The organism is Streptomyces sp. NPDC087906 (genome assembly GCF_055584925.1).
This window is the reverse complement of sequence record NZ_JBVJLC010000004.1, coordinates 209,899-226,412: the sequence shown is the minus strand read 5'-3', so window position 1 is coordinate 226,412 and position 16,514 is coordinate 209,899. Positions and strand designations below refer to the sequence as shown.

The window sequence follows — 16,514 nt, the reverse complement described above, 5'->3', positions numbered from 1 at the left end:
ATCTGTACGCCCCGCCCCGGTCAGAGGTCATTCCCGTAACGATCCGGCCCGCCCGCCGTCTCGTCACCGACCGTGCGCGGCCCCGCCGCCCGGCGCGCCGTACGCGCGGCGCCCGTCGGCCGGGCGGCCGTGCGGACCCCGTGGACCAGGGAGAACGCCTCAACGTGTGGTGTCGGTCACCCTCTTGATCGTCGCGCTGCCGGGCAATATCCCTGGCCAGAGGGTGAACAGCCGGTATCGGCCACATGGCCTGCACCGGGCGTCCGCCTTGCGAGACGGTCACGGAGAGTGCGACCATCGCTCTGTCCTCCACTCGTCTCAAGGCAGGTCGTTCCGTGTCTGTGCTCCATGAAGTCCGGCCCCGTACCACCGCAGTCGTCCTCGCCGGTGGTACCGGCCAGCGCGTGGGCCTGTCGATTCCCAAGCAGTTGCTGAAGATCGCGGGCAAGGCTGTCATCGAGCACACCCTCTGGATCTTCGAGCAGTCCGAGTCCATCGACGACGTGATCGTGCTGATGGCGCCCGGATACGTGCCCGACGTGGAGAAGATCGTCGCCAAGGCCGGACTGACCAAGGTCTCCCGGGTGATCGAGGGCGGCACGACACGCAACGAGACCACCGAGCGCGCCATCGAGGCGCTGAGCGAGGGGCTCGCCGAGGGGGAGGACCGCAACGTCCTCTTCCACGACGCCGTACGGCCGTTGCTCTCGCAGCACGTGATCAAGAGCTGTGTGGACGCGCTCGACCGCTACCAGGCCGTCGACGTCGCCATCCCCTCCGCCGACACGATCATCGTGACCCGCACGCACGGCGAGGACGGCGAGTTCATCACCGACGTGCCGGACCGGTCCCGGCTGCGGCGCGGCCAGACCCCGCAGGCGTTCAAGCTCTCCACCATCCGCAGGGCGTACGAGGTCGCCGGCGGAGACCCCAACTTCCAGGCCACCGACGACTGTTCGGTGGTCCTGAAGTATCTGCCCGACGTGCCGATCTACGTGGTCGCGGGCGACGAGTTCAACATGAAGGTCACCCAGCCGGTCGACGTCTTCATCGCCGACAAGCTCTTCCAGCTCGCCTCGACCGCCGCGCCCCGCCAGGCCGACGAGGCCGCCTACCGCGAACTGCTCCAGGGCCGCACGCTCGTCGTCTTCGGCGGCTCGTACGGCATCGGCGCCGACATCGCCGCGCTGGCAAAGCAGTACGGCGCGACGGTCTACGCGCTGGGCCGCTCCACCACCGGTACGCACGTGGAGAATCCGGAGCATGTCGACGACGCGCTGTCGAAGGCGTACTCCGAGACCGGCCGTATCGACTACGTCATCAACACGGCGGGCGTGCTGCGCATCGGCAAGCTCGCCGAGACGGACAACACGACGATCCAGGAAGCGCTGAACGTCAATTACCTGGCGCCGGTGCAGATCGCCCGTGCCTCGTACAAGTACCTGGCCGAGAGCAAGGGCCAGTTGCTGCTCTACACCTCCAGCAGCTACACCAGGGGCCGCGCCGAGTACAGCCTCTATTCGTCCACCAAGGCCGCCATGGTGAATCTCACCCAGGCTCTGTCGGACGAATGGGCGGGCGAGGGCATCCGGGTGAACTGCGTCAATCCGGAGCGTACGGCGACCCCCATGCGCACGAAGGCGTTCGGTGCCGAGCCCGCGGGCTCGCTCCTCTCCTCCGAAGCTGTCGCCCGTACCTCGCTCGACGTGCTCCTCTCCGAACTGACCGGGCACGTCATCGACGTACGCCAACAGGACCCCACCCGCGGGGCTTCCGAGGCGTCCGGCTTCGAACAGGCCCTGGCGGCCGTGCTGGACCGTCAGGGAGATGTGTAATAATCCGTAACAAGTTGTACTTTTCGGGCCTTTGTGTATGCGATTTCGCGTGCACAGGGGCCCGAGTGCGTGAAGCCCCTCCTTCACAATTCCCGCCAACTGTGTAATAACCGGCACCCCCTCTGGAGCAGGTTCTTCGTGATTTCGACCGCCATTCGACTGGCCCGCGTGGGCAGCCGGTCAGAGCTGGCCGCGGCAGCCCTGCTGGGGCTTGGGTTCCCGTGCGCCATACTCGCCGCGCTGATTCCGAACATCTGGTTCTTCGCCGTCGCGGTCATCGCGACCTACGCAGCCGACCGGTATCTCAACCACCGGGGCAGCTATTTGATAAACCGGCTCGACAAGGTGCGGGCCGGTCTCGCGATCCGCTTCCTGGCGCGCCAGCTCCTGCTGGTGCTGCTGCTGGCGCGGCTGGACCTGGCAGGGGAGGCGCTGACCTACGCGGCGGTGGCCGGCTTCCTGATCTTCTACGCGCTGCACACCGCGCAGGGCGCGCTGGTGATGCTGCTCAGGCTGCGCCGCACGATGCCGGTCGTCACCCGCAACGTGGACCTGCACGCCATAAGGATCCCCAACGCGCCGCCGAACGTGCTGGTGCGCCGGGCCAGCGAGAAGATGCTCCACCTCGACCTGCCGATGATGGTCGGGGTGTTCGTCGCCGCGTGGACCGGTACGTACGACTACGGGTACGCGGGCGTCGCCCTGACGCTCCTCCTCGCGCTGCTCTACGTGCTGGCCATCGCGCCGTACCTGCGGCGCGGCCGGCTCGTGCCGCCCGCCGCCGACGTGCTCGAAGCCGTGGACGGCTGGCTGCGCGAGTACCAGCCGCAGGTGGTGCTGTACTTCTCCGGCTCCAAGGAGTCGGCGTACCAGGTCAACATGTGGCTCGAAACGATGGAGCAGCTCTCCGAGCGCCCGCTGATCATCCTGCGCGAGCGCGCCATCGCGACCCAGCTCGCCGCCACCTCGGTGCCGGTGATCTGCGTCCCCGGCGGTACGCATCTGATGAACCTGGACCTGTCGACGGTCCGGGTCGCGCTCTACGCGGCGAACGTGGGCAAGAACATCCACCTGCTGCGGGTGCCGACCATGCAGCACGTCTTCATCGGGCACGGCGACAGCGACAAGATCGCCAGCGTCAACCCGTACAGCAAGGTGTACGACGAGGTGTGGACGGCGGGCCGGGCGGGCCGCGACCGCTACGCGCTCGCCGACGTCGGGGTGCGCGACGACGACATCGTCGAGGTGGGCCGCCCGCAGCTCGCCCCGATCCAGCAGGGCACCGGTACGACGCGCAAGCCGATCCCGACGATCCTCTACGCGCCGACCTGGGAGGGCTGGGACGACAACCCCGGCAACACCTCGCTGCTGCTGGCCGGCGAGAACATCGTCAAGCGGCTGCTCACCGCCGAGCAGCCCGTTCGGGTCATCTACAAGCCGCACCCCTTCACCGGGATCCGCGACAAGAAGGCCAAGGCCGTCCACGCGCGGCTGATGGAGATGGTGACCGAGGCGACGGCGGCCAGGGCGGCCGAGCCGCGCTGGGTCGAGGCGGCGGCGGCTGCGCGCGGCGAGCAGGAGGCGGCGCGCGCCGACCTGGCGCGGATCGAGGCGCGGCTCGCCGAGCTGACGGCGCCCGGCCGGTCCGGCGGGGACGAGTCGGAGGGGTCGCGGGTCGCCCTCGCCGACCAGGCCAGGCTCGACGAGGCCAAGCGGCTGCGGGACGAGTGGAACGCCGCCTACTGGCGCTCCTTCGGCTGGTGGGAGCACAAGGTCGTCACCGGCGCCGAGCCCAAGCTGTACGACTGCTTCAACGAGACCGACGGCATGGTCTCGGACATCTCCAGCGTGGTGTCGGACTTCATCGCGAGCGGCAAGCCGTACGCGGTCACCGACTCGGCCGCGCTGGGCGCCGAGGAGTTCAAGCGGCAGAACACCGCCGTACGGGCCGCGGTGATCCTCTCCAACAGCGCGCAGGAGCTGGACGAGCTGCTGGCGGCGGTCGCCGATCCGGCGGCCGACCCGCTCACGGAGCGCAGGGCCGAGCTGAAGCGCTATCTGCTCGGTCCCGACGAGCCGACGTCGATGGAGCAGTTCGACGCAGCCGTGGCCGCCCTGGCCGAGAAGGCCGAGGTGCGCAACGTGGGGGTGCGCAAGCGGCTGGCGGAGCCCGAGGAGGCGGCGGGTCTCGACGACTCGGCGCCGGAGGCGGCCGACCCGGCGGACTCGGACGACCCGTCGGCGGACAACGAGCGCAACTCGCACGACTCGCCCGTAGGCGGCTGAGCGTCCCGCTGAGCGCGGAACCCGGCGGCGCCGTCCTCGGACGGCGCCGCCGGGTTTTTCGTACGGTACGGGCCCTTACGGGCGTGCTCGCGGCCTCTTGTGACGGGTCTCACAGATGCTGTCGAGGTGACAGGACAACCAACTTTGCGCTCATCCTGTCTTGAGATTTGATGAATACCATGTCAGTTCCTGATGTAAGCGTGATCATTGGGGCATACGAAGCGATGCCCTATCTGACCCGCTGCCTGGAGTCGGTGGCGGCCCAGACGCTGGACGCCGAGCGCATCGAGATCGTCGCCGTGGACGACGGCTCGACCGACGGCACCGCGGAGTACCTGGACAGCTTCGCCGCCGACTCGGCCATCCCGACGAGGGTGCTGCACCAGGCCAACTCGGGCGGCCCCAGTGGACCGCGCAACGTGGGCCTGGGCATGGCGCGCGGCCGGTTCGTCTTCTTCCTCGACGCCGACGACTACCTGGGGGCCGAGGCGCTGGAGCGGCTGGTCGCCATGGCGGAGAAGGCCGGTACGGACGTGGTGGCCGGCAAGGCGGAAGGCGTCAACCGGGTGGCTCCCCGGTCGATGTGGACCCGTACGGCCGAACGCGTCAACATCTACAACTCCCGGATCATGTACGCGCTGAGCGCCCAGAAGCTCTTCCGGCGCGAGCTGCTCGTCCGCCGCGGCATGCGCTTCGACGAGACGCTGCGCACCGGCGAGGACGCCGTGTTCACCATGGAGGCGTTCCTGTGCGGCAACGGTGTGTCGGTGGTCGCCGACTACACCTGCTACTACCTGGTCGGCCGCACGGACGGCAAGCACGCGACGCAGAGCGGCAGCCACGTCGACCGGTTCGAGTCGGCCGCCGCCCTGATGAAGCTGATCACCGAGCACGCCGCGCCCGGGTCGAAGACGGAGAAGCTGCTGGTCAGGCCCTTCACCGTGACACTGGTCCAGCAGTTCAAGCACCAACTGCTGCGCGAGTCCGACGAGGTCAGGCAGCAGAAGATGGAGCTGGCCGCCCCGTTGATGGAGCGCTACTGGACCCCGGGGGTCGCGAAGCGGCTGCGGGTCGCCGACCGGCTGAGACTCGAATGCGTCGCGCGGGGCCGGCTCGACGTGCTGATGGACGTCGTACGGTTCATGACGGCGGAGAAGGTGCCCGAGGTGGTGCGCAGGGGCCGCGAGCGCACGCCGTACCTCGCCTATCCGCACTTCAGGAGCCGCAAGGCGGGCATCCCCGACTCGGCGTACGAGGTGACCGTGGCCGAGAAGGTGGGCACGGAGCGGGTGGAGCCGTCGAAGGGGATCGCCGGACGCACCTCGGTGGCGCGCAGAGTGGCCCGCCGGCTCCGTACCCGGCTACGGGGCGTGTCCGCGTCCGCTTGACGCGTGGCGAGTGCTCGCCAGCCGGCTGACGGAGAGTCGGTTCGGCGAGCCAAGTCGGCCTGGTGCAGCATGAGTTGACGTCAGCAATCGACCGTACGGGGCGGCCGGAAGACCCACTGCCGGGGGTACGGCTCATGGCCGCACCGGAAATCGTGGGTAAAGTCGGACTGCCGGGCGACGCCCGGACCGCAACGTCATTCTCGGCAGGGGATACGCATAGTGAAGGCTCTCGTACTTTCCGGTGGAGCGGGTACCCGCCTGCGCCCGATCACGCACACCTCGGCCAAACAGCTCGTCCCCGTGGCGAACAAGCCGGTGCTCTTCTACGGCCTGGAGGCCATCGCCGAGGCGGGCATCACCGAAGTGGGGGTGATCGTCGGCGACACGGCCGAGGAGATCCAGGAGGCGGTCGGCGACGGCTCGCAGTTCGGGATCAAGGTCACCTACCTCCAGCAGGAGGCGCCGCTGGGCCTCGCCCACGCCGTCCTGATCGCCCGCGACTTCCTGGGCGACGACGACTTCGTCATGTACCTCGGTGACAACTTCATCGTCGGCGGCATCACCGGTCTGGTGGACGGCTTCCGCGAGGAGCGCCCCGAGGCGCAGATCCTGCTGACCCGGGTGCCCAACCCGACCTCCTTCGGTGTCGCGGAGCTCGACGCCGACGGCCGGGTCGTGGCCCTGGAGGAGAAGCCGGAGAAGCCCAAGAGCGATCTGGCGCTCGTCGGTGTCTACCTCTTCACCCCCGCCGTCCACGAGGCGGTGCGCTCCATCGAGCCGTCCTGGCGCGGCGAGCTGGAGATCACCCACGCCATCCAGTGGCTGATCGACCAGCGGCGGGACGTGCGGTCCACGACGATCTCCGGGTACTGGAAGGACACCGGGAACGTCACGGACATGCTGGAGGTCAACCGCTCGGTGCTGGAGCGGCTCGAGCCGAGCTGCGAGGGCACGGTCGACGAGGCCAGCGAGATCGTGGGCCGGGTCAGGATCGAGAAGGGCGCCAAGGTCACCGGCAGCCGGATCGTGGGACCCGCGATCATCGGCGCCGGCACGGTCGTCTGCGACGCGTATGTCGGCCCCTTCACCTCGGTCTCCGAGGGATGCACCATCAACGACAGCGAGATCGAGTACTCGATCGTGCTGCGGGACTCCTCCATCGTCGGTGTGCGCCGCGTCGAGACCTCCCTGATCGGCCGCAACGTCGAGGTGACCCCCGCCCCCCGCAACCCGTCCGTCCACCGACTCGTCCTCGGCGACCACAGCAAGGTGCAGATCTCTTCATGACGACTTCCGCCACGCCCACCCGCATCCTGGTGACCGGCGGCGCCGGCTTCATCGGCTCGCACTACGTCCGTACGGTCCTCGGCCCGCAGGGGCCCGGCGATGTCGCCGTCACCGTCCTGGACAAGCTCACGTACGCCGGCAATCCCGCCAATCTCGACGAGGTGCGCGCGCACCCCGGCTTCTCCTTCGTCGAGGGCGACATCTGCGACCCCGAGCTGGTCGGCAAGCTGATGGCCGACCACGACCAGGTGGTGCACTTCGCCGCCGAGTCGCACGTGGACCGGTCCATCGACGGCGGCGCCGAGTTCGTCCGGACGAACGTGGTGGGCACGCACACCCTGATCGACGCCGCGCACCGCGCCGGGATCAAGACCTTCGTGCACATCTCCACCGACGAGGTCTACGGCTCGATCGACGAGGGCTCCTGGCCCGAGACGGACCCGCTGGCGCCCAACTCGCCCTACTCGGCGGCGAAGGCGTCCAGCGATCTGATCGCCCTCTCGTATCACCGCACCCACGGCCTCGACGTGCGGGTGACCCGCTGCTCCAACAACTACGGGCACCACCACTTCCCCGAGAAGGTCATCCCGCTGTTCATCACGAACCTGCTGGACGGCAAGAAGGTCCCGCTGTACGGCGACGGCGGGAACGTGCGGGACTGGCTGCACATCGACGACCACGTGCAGGGCATCGAGCTGGTCCGTACGAAGGGGAAGGCCGGTGAGGTCTACAACATCGGCGGCGGCACGGAGATGTCCAACAAGGAGCTGACGGGCCTCCTGCTGGAGGCGTGCGGCGCCGACTGGGACACCAGCGTCGAGTACGTGACCGACCGCAAGGGCCACGACCGCCGCTACTCCGTCGACTGCGCCAAGATCCGTACCGAGCTGGGCTACGAGCCCCGCAAGGACTTCGCCACCGGCCTCGCCGAGACCGTCCGCTGGTACCGCGACAACCGGGACTGGTGGGAACCGCTGAAGGAGCGCGCGGCGCTCGCCCCGGCCGCAGCGGTACGGGCATGAGCGGCGGCTGGCTGATCACCGGAGCCGGCGGCATGCTGGGCCAGGACCTGCTGGCCCGCAGAGCGGCCGTCGGAGCGCCCGCCGTCGGTCTGGACCGCACGGCCCTGGACATCACCGACCCGGCCGCCGTAGCGGCCGCCCTGGCGGCGCACAGCCCCGCTCTCGTCGTCAACTGCGCCGCCTGGACGGCCGTTGACGACGCGGAGGCCAAGGAGGACCAGGCGCTCGCCGTGAACGGGACAGGGCCGCGGGTGCTCGCCGAGGCGTGCCGCGCCTCCGGCGCCGTCCTGCTCCAGGTCTCCACGGACTACGTGTTCGCCGGCGACGCCGACACGCCGTACGCGGAGGACGCGCCGACGGACCCGCGCAGCGCCTACGGCCGTACGAAGGAGGCCGGGGAGCGCGCCGTGCTCGACGTGCTGCCGCAGACCGGCTACGTCGTCCGCACGGCATGGCTGTACGGCGCGGGCGGCGGCAATTTCGTCCGAACGATGCTGCGGCTCGAAGCAGTCAAGGACACACTCGATGTGGTGAATGACCAGCGCGGTCAGCCCACTTGGACGGTGGATCTGGCCGAGCGGCTGAGCGACCTCGGCGACGCGGCCCTCGCGGGCACCGCGCCCGCCGGGGTGTACCACGGCACCAGCGGCGGCGAGACCACCTGGTTCGGGCTGACCCAGGAGATCTTCCGGTTGCTCGGCGCCGACCCCGGCCGGGTGCGGCCGACCACCAGTGCGGAGTTCGTACGCCCCGCGCCTCGCCCGGCGTACAGCGTTCTCGGACACGATCGCTGGCGTGAGGCTGATCTCATTCCGATGCGGAACTGGCAGGTCGCGCTGGGGGAAGCGTTCCCCGCGCTGCTCGCCGCCGAGGGCAGATGTACGGTTACTGGCCAGTAGAAGTTTACGTGCTGTCCGCCGAGGGGCTAACTTCGCTCAGAATCAAGGCTCCCATGTTTGATTCTCAGTGAAGGGCACCTCAGTGGACCGCCACGGCTTCCTGCGCCAACTGCACCGCGTCTACAAACCCCGCAACTACCTGGAGATCGGGGTCAACGACGGGCGCAGCCTGGCGCTCTCCCGCGTCCCCTCCGTCGCAGTGGACCCCGCCTTCAAGGTCGTGAAGGCGCTCAGTTGCGACGTCCATCTGGTGCGTGCGACGAGTGACGACTTCTTCGCCCGCAAGGACCCGCTGCTGCACCTGCGTCCCGGCCGCAACCCGTTCCGCGCGCTGGCCCGCAAGGACCCGCTCGCGCTCCTCGGCGGCGACCCGTCGCTCGAGCTGTCGTTCATCGACGGCATGCACCTGTTCGAGTTCGCCCTGCGCGACTTCATGAACGTCGAGAAGCACGCCCGCTGGACCAGCGTCGTCGTGCTCGACGACATGCTGCCCCGCAACATCGACGAGGCCGCGCGCGACCGGCACACCGACGCCTGGACCGGCGACGTCTACAAGGTCGCCCAGGTGCTCCGCCGCTTCCGCCCCGACCTGCTGGTGGTCGAGGTCGACACGGCGCCCACCGGTGTCGTGGTGATCTTCGGGATGGACCCGACGAACACGGTCCTCAAGGACAACTACGACGACATCATCAAGGAGTACGTCGTCCCGGACCCGCAGGCGGTCCCCGACGAGACGCTCGTCCGCAAGAACGCCGTCGCTCCCGAGACCCTGCTCGGCGCGAGCTTCTGGCGCCAGCTCTCGCGCGCACGCGACCTGCGCCGCCCCCGCTCGACGTTCACGCAGCTCCGCCGGCAGATCGAGTCCGTCGGACACTGAGCGGTGTCCGTCGCGACGTAACAGACCGCCGGGGCCGATTTACACCTCGGCCCCGGCGGTCTTTCAGTTCTGCTCGCCCCGCGGCCCGTTGGGCTTGATCGCCGCGTGGCGGAAGTGTGCCGGAGTGAGGGCGGAATTAGTCCGCCCGCGATCCGCGGGATATTCTGACCGAACGTGATCCCGGAGTCAGACGTCGGGGCGCCTTCTGACGAGTTGGGGCTTGTTCAATGTCGGTCAAGGTCAGTGTGGTCATTCCGGTGTACAACCCGGGCCGGTACATCGAGGACTGCATCGAGTCCCTTCTGCGCCAGAGCCTGCCGGACGACGAATACGAAGCGATCTTCGTGAACGACGGCTCCACTGACGAGACCCCCGCGCGGCTCGACCAACTGGCCGCCGAGCACGCGCACGTGCAGGTCATCCATCAGGAGCCGTCCGGCTGGTCCGGCAAGCCCCGCAATGTCGGAATCGCCGCCGCTCGCGGCGAGTTCGTCATGTTCGTCGACAACGACGACTGGCTCGGCGACGAGGCGCTTGAGCGCATGTACGAGTACGGCGTCGCCAACGAGGCAGATGTGATCATCGGAAAGATGGCAGGGAAAGGCAGGCCCGTTCCCCTCCAGCTCTTCCGGGTCAATCGGCCGCGTGCCACCGTCGACAATGCGCCGCTGATCGACAGTCTCACGCCGCACAAAATGTTTCGCAAAGAGTTCCTCGACAAGCACGCGATTCGTTTCAAGGAGGGCCGCAGGCGGCTGGAGGACCATGTCTTCGTCGCCGAGACCTATCTGCTCGCCTCCAGCATCGCGGTGCTCAGCGATTACGTGTGTTATTACCATGTAAAGCGCGAGGACGCGTCCAACGCGGGCTTCCAGCGATTCGATCCGGTGGGTTACTTCACCAATCTGCGGGAGGCGCTCGACGTCGTCGAACGCAACACCCAGCCGGGCCCGCTGCGCGACAAGCTCTACCGCCGCTGGCTGCGCAACGAGATGGTGGAACGGCTCCGCGGCACCCGCCTGACGACCCTGCCCGACGACTACCGCAAAGAGCTGTTCGACGAGATCAGCGCCGTGGTCAACGAGCGCATGACCAGCCCCGCCATCGCCGCCGGCATGCAGCCCACGCAGCAGATCGTCGCCGCGCTCGTCGCCGCCGGCAAGTTCGCCGAGACCGAGGAACTCGCCCGCTGGGAAGGGGAGATCAGGCCCACCGGGCGGCTGGAGGAGATGACCTGGGACGGCGGCAGGCTCAACCTCCGCGTCACCGCAGAGTTCGAGGTCGCGCACGCCCCGATCACCTTCCGCACCGAGGACGGCGAGGACCAGCTCATCCTCCCCTTCGACGCGGCGACGCTCGAAGCGGTACGCGCGGCCGGGGCCAGCACCCGCGCCACGGTGGACCAGGCCGACGCCAGCATCGTCGTACGGGAGCGCACCACGGCCGCCGAGTTCTACCTGCCCGCCGAACTGGTCCGCGAGCGGGTACCCGCGCCGGACGGCGCCGACGACACCCACTTCCGGCTGCTGCTGCGCGCCACGTCGCACGTCGACCCGGAGACCGCGGCGGGCGGCTCGCCGCTCGCCCCCGGCATCTGGGACTTCTACGTACGGGTCAACGCCTGCGGCTGGGGCAAGACGGCCCGGCTCGGCTCGCTGCGCGCCGACTCCGTCGACGCCGCGCGGCAGGGAGCGCTCAGCGGGACGCCGGGGCGGCTCGTCCTGCCGTACTGGACCGACCCGTACAACAACCTGTCGCTCGACATCGACCACGCGACCAACCGGTACAGCGTCGACCTCGCGGCGCTGACCGCCGACGCCGTCACCGTGAAGACCGAACGCGGCTCGGGCCCGCGGCTGTCCTTCCCGCTGCCGCTGCGGGTGACCGCCGACACCGACGTCGCGCTGCGGTTCAAGGCACCGGCCCGCTCGGACGACGTGCAGGTCACGGCCGTGGTCGCCCCGGCGGAGCACGGCGCCGTCCTCACCGCGGGACTGCCCGCGACCCTGCTCGCCGGGCGGGACTGGGAGATGGAGCTGGGCCTGCCGTCCGCGAAGCGCGGCGCCCCTCGGTTCACCCTGCTGCCGGTCGGCCTGCGGGTCGCCAAGCACGGCCGGGCGACGGCGCTGCCCGCCGCCCAGCTCGCCGGCACCGGCCGCAAGCGGGCCACGGCCCGCTCGCTGCCGCGCCGGGTGCTCGGCCGTATCCGCCGCGCGCTCGTCAAGTCCTGACCGCACGACGGCACATCCCGCACGACGGCACATCTCGCACGACGGCACATCCCGCACGACGGCACATCCCGTACGCCAGAAAACCGAACCGAGGAAAGCACGCACTATGCGACCCCTGTCCATCGAAGGCGCCTGGGTACACGAGCCGAAGGTCTTCCCCGACGACCGGGGCTCCTTCCACGAGTGGTTCCAGGCGCCCGGCTTCCGCGAGGCCACCGGACACGACCTGAACCTCGCCCAGGCCAACTGCTCCGTCTCCCGGCGCGGCACGCTCCGCGGCATCCACTACGCCGATGTGCCGCCCAGCCAGGCCAAGTACGTGAAATGCGTGAGCGGCGCGGTCCTCGACCTGATCGTGGACATCCGGGTCGGCTCACCGACGTACCGGCAGTGGGAGATCGTCCGGCTGGACAGCGAGACGCATCACGCGGTCTACCTCTCCGAGGGGCTCGGCCACGCGTTCCTCGCGCTGACCGACGACGCGACCGTGGTCTACCTCTGCTCCGAGGGCTACGCCCCCACCCGCGAGCACGGCATCGACCCGCTCGACCCCGACCTCGCGATCGACTGGCCGCAGGACATCACCCCGCTCCTGTCGCCGAAGGACGCCGAGGCGCCCACGCTCGCCGAGGCCGAGCGGCAGGGCCTGCTGCCCCGCTACGAGGACTGCGTCGCCTTCAGGACCGGACTGTCCACCCGCTGAAAAGCCGCGCCGCCGCCCACCGAGGTGCGCGTACGCTGCTCAGCCGGGACGCGGACCGGACAGCGAGAGCAGAGGCAGCGCACGTGGCAGCGGCACGACAGGACGCAGTGGCACGGCAGGACGTGGTGGCGGGGGCCCACCGGATCGTCGTCAAGGTCGGCTCCTCGTCACTCACCACCGCGGCGGGCGGCCTCGACGCCGACCGGGTCGACGCGCTCGTGGACGCGCTGGCCGCCGTGCGGGGCGGCGGCGAGAAGGAGATCGTGCTCGTCTCCAGCGGCGCCATCGCCGCGGGACTCGCCCCGCTCGGCTTCCCCAAGCGCCCGAGGGACCTGGCCCGCCAGCAGGCCGCCGCCAGCGTCGGCCAGGGACTGCTGGTGGCCCGCTACACCGCGTCGTTCGCGCGCTACGGCGTACGGGTCGGGCAGGTGCTGCTGACCTCCGACGACACCAGCAGGCGCGCCCACTACCGCAACGCCTACGCCACCTTCGACCAGCTCCTCGGCATGGGCGTCGTGCCCGTCGTCAACGAGAACGACACCGTCGCGACCGACGAGATCCGCTTCGGCGACAACGACCGGCTCGCCGCGCTCGTCGCCCATCTCGTCCGGGCCGACCTGCTCGTCCTGCTCTCCGACGTGGACGGGCTGTACGACGGCGACCCGAGCACGGCCGGCACCTCCCGGATCGCCGAGGTGCACGGCCCCGCCGACCTGGCCGGCATCTCCATCGGCAGCTCGGGCAAGGCCGGGCTCGGCACCGGCGGCATGGTCACCAAGGTCGAGGCCGCCAGGATCGCGGCAGCCGCGGGCGTGCCCGTCGTGCTGACCTCGGCGAGCCACGCCGCCGACGGGCTCGCGGGCCGCGACACCGGCACGTACTTCCACGCCACGGGGCGCCGCTCGGCCGGCCGGCTGCTGTGGCTCGCGCACGCCTCGGCGCCGCGCGGCGCGCTCACCCTCGACGAAGGCGCCGTACGGGCCGTCGTGGAGCGGCACAGCTCCCTGCTGGCCGCCGGGATCGCCGCCGTCGAGGGGGAGTTCAGCGCGGGCGACCCCGTCGAACTGCGCGACCCCTCGGGCGGTGCCGTGGCGCGCGGCCTCGTCAACTTCGACGCCAAGGAGATCCCGCAGCTCCTCGGCCGCTCCACCCGCGACCTGGCGCGCGAACTGGGGCCCGCCTACGAGCGCGAGGTCGTACACAGGGACGATCTGGTGATCCTCCGCCCGTGAAGCGCCCCTGGAGCGCCCCCGGTTCGGCTGAAACTCCGGTCTTCTCCGTCGGAGCTTTAGCAAAACCACCCCGCGTCCACCAAAGGACTGGTCAACTTTGTCTCGGGGGTAGGGAAGTCCTGGGGGTACCGAACGGGGTAGCACGATGAGCAGCAACAGGAGGCCGCCGGTGAGACGAGTCCGCCCGGGAGCGGCCGGCCAGGAACGAGCGCTGACCAGCGTCCAGGCGGGGGACGACTTCGACGACGAGCGGATGTCCGAAGCGCGGCCGGCGCCCGACGCCCGGGGGGAGGAGCGCCAGATGTCGAAGCTGTGGCACATCACCCTCAGCGTCTCCGGCGGCGAGGCGCCGCTCACCGAGGTCAGGCGCGCGCTCGAACAGCTCGCCCACGACCATCCGTTCCTGCTGACCAGCCGGTACGCCAACGACCACGCGGAGATCCGCTATTGGGAAGAGGCCAGGGACCTGCACGACGCCGCCGCCGTCGCGCTGCGGCTGTGGGGCGAGCACCGCTCCACGGCGAAACTGCCGCCCTGGGAGATCGTCGGGCTGGAGGTCATCGACCGTGAGACGTATCACCTGCGGATAGCGGAGGGGTACGGTCCGCCGCCGGCGGCGCCGGTGGGGGTGCACCCCTTCTGAGCCGTCCTGCCGAGCGCGGCAGGCCAGGACCCCCTCCGTCGGCGTCTCGGAGTACGGGATATGTGCGGAACGCCCGCAGGAGTCGCACTACCCTGCGGGACATGACCTCGCTCTCGCCGTACGACAACCTCTCACCTGTCGTCAGGGCCGCCTACCGGTCCAGGTCGGCCGCCGCCGACATCGCCCCACTGCCGCGTGCGGCCAAGGACGACGCGCTGCTCGCGATCGCGGACGCGCTGGAGGTGCGGACGCACGAGATCGTCACGGCCAACGCCGAGGACGTGGAGCGCGCCAGGGAGGCCGGCACCAGCGAGGCGATCGTCGACCGGCTGACGCTGACCCCCGAGCGGATCCGGGCCATCGCGGGAGACGTACGGGACGTGGCGGCGCTGCCCGACCCGGTCGGCGAGGTCGTCCGGGGCTCGACGCTCCCCAACGGGATCGACCTGCGGCAGGTCAGGGTGCCGCTCGGAGTCGTCGGGATCATCTACGAGGCCCGCCCCAACGTCACCGTGGACGCCGCGGCGCTCTGCCTGAAGTCCGGGAACGCGGTCCTGCTGCGCGGCTCGTCGTCGGCCATCGCCTCCAACACCGCGCTGGTACGGGTCCTGCGCGACGCCGTCGGCGGCGCGGGGCTGCCCGCCGACGCCGTCCAGCTCGTGCCCGGCGAGGGCAGGGACGCCGTACGGGAGCTGATGCGGGCGCGCGGCCTGGTCGACGTACTGATCCCGCGCGGCGGTGCCTCGTTGATCCGTACGGTCGTCGAGGAGTCGACCGTGCCCGTCATCGAGACCGGGACGGGCAACTGCCATGTGTACGTGGACGCCGAGACCGACCTCGCCATGGCCGTCGACATCCTGATCAACTCCAAGGCGCAGCGCCCCAGCGTCTGCAACGCGGCGGAGACCCTGCTGGTCCACCAGGACGTCGCAGCCGACTTCCTGCCGCGCGCCCTCGACGCGCTCGGTGACGCCGGGGTGACCGTGCACGCCGACGAGCGGGTGCTGGCGTACGCCGAAGCGACGAAGGCGAAGGTCGTCCCCGCCACCGCGGACGACTGGGAGACCGAGTACCTGTCGTACGACATCGCGGCGGCGGTGGTCGACTCGCTGGACGCGGCCGTGGGCCACATCCGGCTCTGGTCCTCCGGCCACACCGAGGCGATCGTCACCACGTCCCAGGCGGCGGCCCGCCGGTTCACCCAGTTGGTCGACTCGACCACGGTCGCCGTGAACGCGTCCACCCGGTTCACCGACGGCGGCCAGTTCGGCTTCGGCGCCGAGATCGGCATCTCCACCCAGAAGCTGCACGCCCGTGGGCCCATGGGGCTTCCGGAGCTGACGTCGACCAAGTACATCGTCACCGGCGACGGTCACACCCGGTAGCCGGGGCCGCGGGACGGTGGCCCCGTACGGACGTGCGGGGCGGGGTGAGACTTCGGACTCTCCCTGCCCAAAGCGACTCCGCAGGTTTACTCTGGAACGGTGCCGGACGACGTGGGGGGCAAGCCGTTCCCGGACGGCTGGGAGCCTGACGACGACCGCGGAGGCGCGGACGAGGACTTCGCCTCCGTGGTGTTCGACGAGGACTTCATCCGTTCGGCGACCGTCCATGAACCGAGCGCCGTCGAGCGCCTGCTGGCGGCGGCTCAGGCCCGCGCCGAGGCGGAGGCCGCCAGGGCCCGCTCGGGCGGCGGCCCGCTCGACGACGAACTCTACGAGGAGCTGTACGGCCCCGGGCGGGAGTACAGCAGGGCGTACGACGACGGGTACGACCCGGACGACCCGGATGCGCCCTCAGGCCCTTACGGGCGGCACGGCGGCGCGCTGCGCCCCTACCGCGGCCAGGCGCGCTGGCACCGGCCCGTCGCGTGGCTGCTCGCCGTGATCATGGGCATCGGGATGGTCGCGCTCGCCTTCACCGCCGTCTACCGCGGCGCCTCGTCGGGCAGCCGGCAGGACCGGGTGCCGCGCCCCGCGACGACGGGGATAGACGCGCCGCGCACGGACGGCCCATCGGCCTCCGCCGAATTTCCGACCCCCGCGGTCTCCGCCGTACCCCGCACCCACTGACCGGCCGGGCGAGCGGGGAAGCGCGTCCTTGTCGGAACT

The 16,514-nt window shown here is 70.2% G+C and carries 13 protein-coding genes; all 13 read left to right on the top strand.

Features of this window, described 5'->3' with window-relative positions:
* Positions 1 to 335: 335 nt before the first annotated feature.
* The 13 genes from ACZ63I_RS14670 (at position 336) to ACZ63I_RS14610 (ending at position 16,475) form a co-directional block, all read left to right on the top strand.
* Positions 336 to 1,835, top strand: coding sequence for an SDR family NAD(P)-dependent oxidoreductase (locus tag ACZ63I_RS14670; protein ID WP_469338692.1), 1,500 nt, complete (start codon positions 336 to 338; stop codon positions 1,833 to 1,835).
* A gap of 168 nt (positions 1,836 to 2,003) precedes the next feature.
* Positions 2,004 to 4,121, top strand: a complete 2,118-nt coding sequence (locus ACZ63I_RS14665) for a hypothetical protein (RefSeq protein WP_469338691.1) — start codon at positions 2,004 to 2,006, stop codon at positions 4,119 to 4,121.
* A 170-nt stretch (positions 4,122 to 4,291) separates the two neighbouring features.
* Positions 4,292 to 5,509: a glycosyltransferase family 2 protein gene (locus tag ACZ63I_RS14660; RefSeq protein WP_469338689.1), complete on the top strand. Its 1,218-nt coding sequence runs from the start codon at positions 4,292 to 4,294 to the stop codon at positions 5,507 to 5,509.
* 219 nt (positions 5,510 to 5,728) lie between these two features.
* Positions 5,729 to 6,796 (top strand): glucose-1-phosphate thymidylyltransferase, encoded by a 1,068-nt coding sequence (locus tag ACZ63I_RS14655; protein WP_469338687.1) that lies wholly within the window; start codon positions 5,729 to 5,731, stop codon positions 6,794 to 6,796.
* A complete protein-coding gene (gene rfbB / locus ACZ63I_RS14650; protein WP_469338686.1) occupies positions 6,793 to 7,818 on the top strand; it encodes a dTDP-glucose 4,6-dehydratase in 1,026 nt (341 codons plus the stop codon). Before ACZ63I_RS14655 ends, rfbB begins: the two co-directional genes overlap by 4 nt.
* On the top strand, positions 7,815 to 8,717 hold the full coding sequence (gene rfbD, locus ACZ63I_RS14645; RefSeq protein WP_469338685.1) for a dTDP-4-dehydrorhamnose reductase: 903 nt from the start codon (positions 7,815 to 7,817) through the stop codon (positions 8,715 to 8,717). The genes rfbB and rfbD overlap by 4 nt, the downstream gene beginning before the upstream one ends.
* Before the next feature lie 82 nt (positions 8,718 to 8,799).
* Positions 8,800 to 9,594 carry a class I SAM-dependent methyltransferase gene (locus ACZ63I_RS14640; protein ID WP_469339234.1) on the top strand — a complete coding sequence of 265 codons (795 nt, stop codon included), beginning with the start codon at positions 8,800 to 8,802 and terminating at the stop codon, positions 9,592 to 9,594.
* Positions 9,595 to 9,821: 227 nt separating this feature from the next.
* Positions 9,822 to 11,825, top strand: a complete 2,004-nt coding sequence (locus ACZ63I_RS14635) for a glycosyltransferase family 2 protein (RefSeq protein WP_469338683.1) — start codon at positions 9,822 to 9,824, stop codon at positions 11,823 to 11,825.
* A gap of 106 nt (positions 11,826 to 11,931) precedes the next feature.
* Positions 11,932 to 12,528: a dTDP-4-dehydrorhamnose 3,5-epimerase gene (rfbC, locus tag ACZ63I_RS14630; protein ID WP_469338682.1), complete on the top strand. Its 597-nt coding sequence runs from the start codon at positions 11,932 to 11,934 to the stop codon at positions 12,526 to 12,528.
* Positions 12,529 to 12,653: 125 nt separating this feature from the next.
* Positions 12,654 to 13,760: a glutamate 5-kinase gene (gene proB / locus ACZ63I_RS14625; protein ID WP_469339232.1), complete on the top strand. Its 1,107-nt coding sequence runs from the start codon at positions 12,654 to 12,656 to the stop codon at positions 13,758 to 13,760.
* A 169-nt stretch (positions 13,761 to 13,929) separates the two neighbouring features.
* Positions 13,930 to 14,403, top strand: coding sequence for a hypothetical protein (locus ACZ63I_RS14620; protein WP_469338680.1), 474 nt, complete (start codon positions 13,930 to 13,932; stop codon positions 14,401 to 14,403).
* Positions 14,404 to 14,504: 101 nt separating this feature from the next.
* Positions 14,505 to 15,788 (top strand): glutamate-5-semialdehyde dehydrogenase, encoded by a 1,284-nt coding sequence (locus ACZ63I_RS14615; RefSeq protein ID WP_469338678.1) that lies wholly within the window; start codon positions 14,505 to 14,507, stop codon positions 15,786 to 15,788.
* 99 nt (positions 15,789 to 15,887) lie between these two features.
* Positions 15,888 to 16,475, top strand: coding sequence for an SCO2584 family spore wall biosynthesis protein (locus ACZ63I_RS14610; protein WP_469338676.1), 588 nt, complete (start codon positions 15,888 to 15,890; stop codon positions 16,473 to 16,475).
* Positions 16,476 to 16,514 lie beyond the last annotated feature (39 nt).

Coding starts and splice junctions, on each gene's coding strand:
- ACZ63I_RS14660 (WP_469338689.1), top strand. CDS start 4,292: ATGAATACCATGTCAGTTCCTGATGTAAGCGTGATCATTGGGGCATAC.
- rfbB (WP_469338686.1), top strand. CDS start 6,793: ATGACGACTTCCGCCACGCCCACCCGCATCCTGGTGACCGGCGGCGCC.
- rfbD (WP_469338685.1), top strand. CDS start 7,815: ATGAGCGGCGGCTGGCTGATCACCGGAGCCGGCGGCATGCTGGGCCAG.
- ACZ63I_RS14635 (WP_469338683.1), top strand. CDS start 9,822: ATGTCGGTCAAGGTCAGTGTGGTCATTCCGGTGTACAACCCGGGCCGG.
- rfbC (WP_469338682.1), top strand. CDS start 11,932: ATGCGACCCCTGTCCATCGAAGGCGCCTGGGTACACGAGCCGAAGGTC.
- ACZ63I_RS14615 (WP_469338678.1), top strand. CDS start 14,505: ATGACCTCGCTCTCGCCGTACGACAACCTCTCACCTGTCGTCAGGGCC.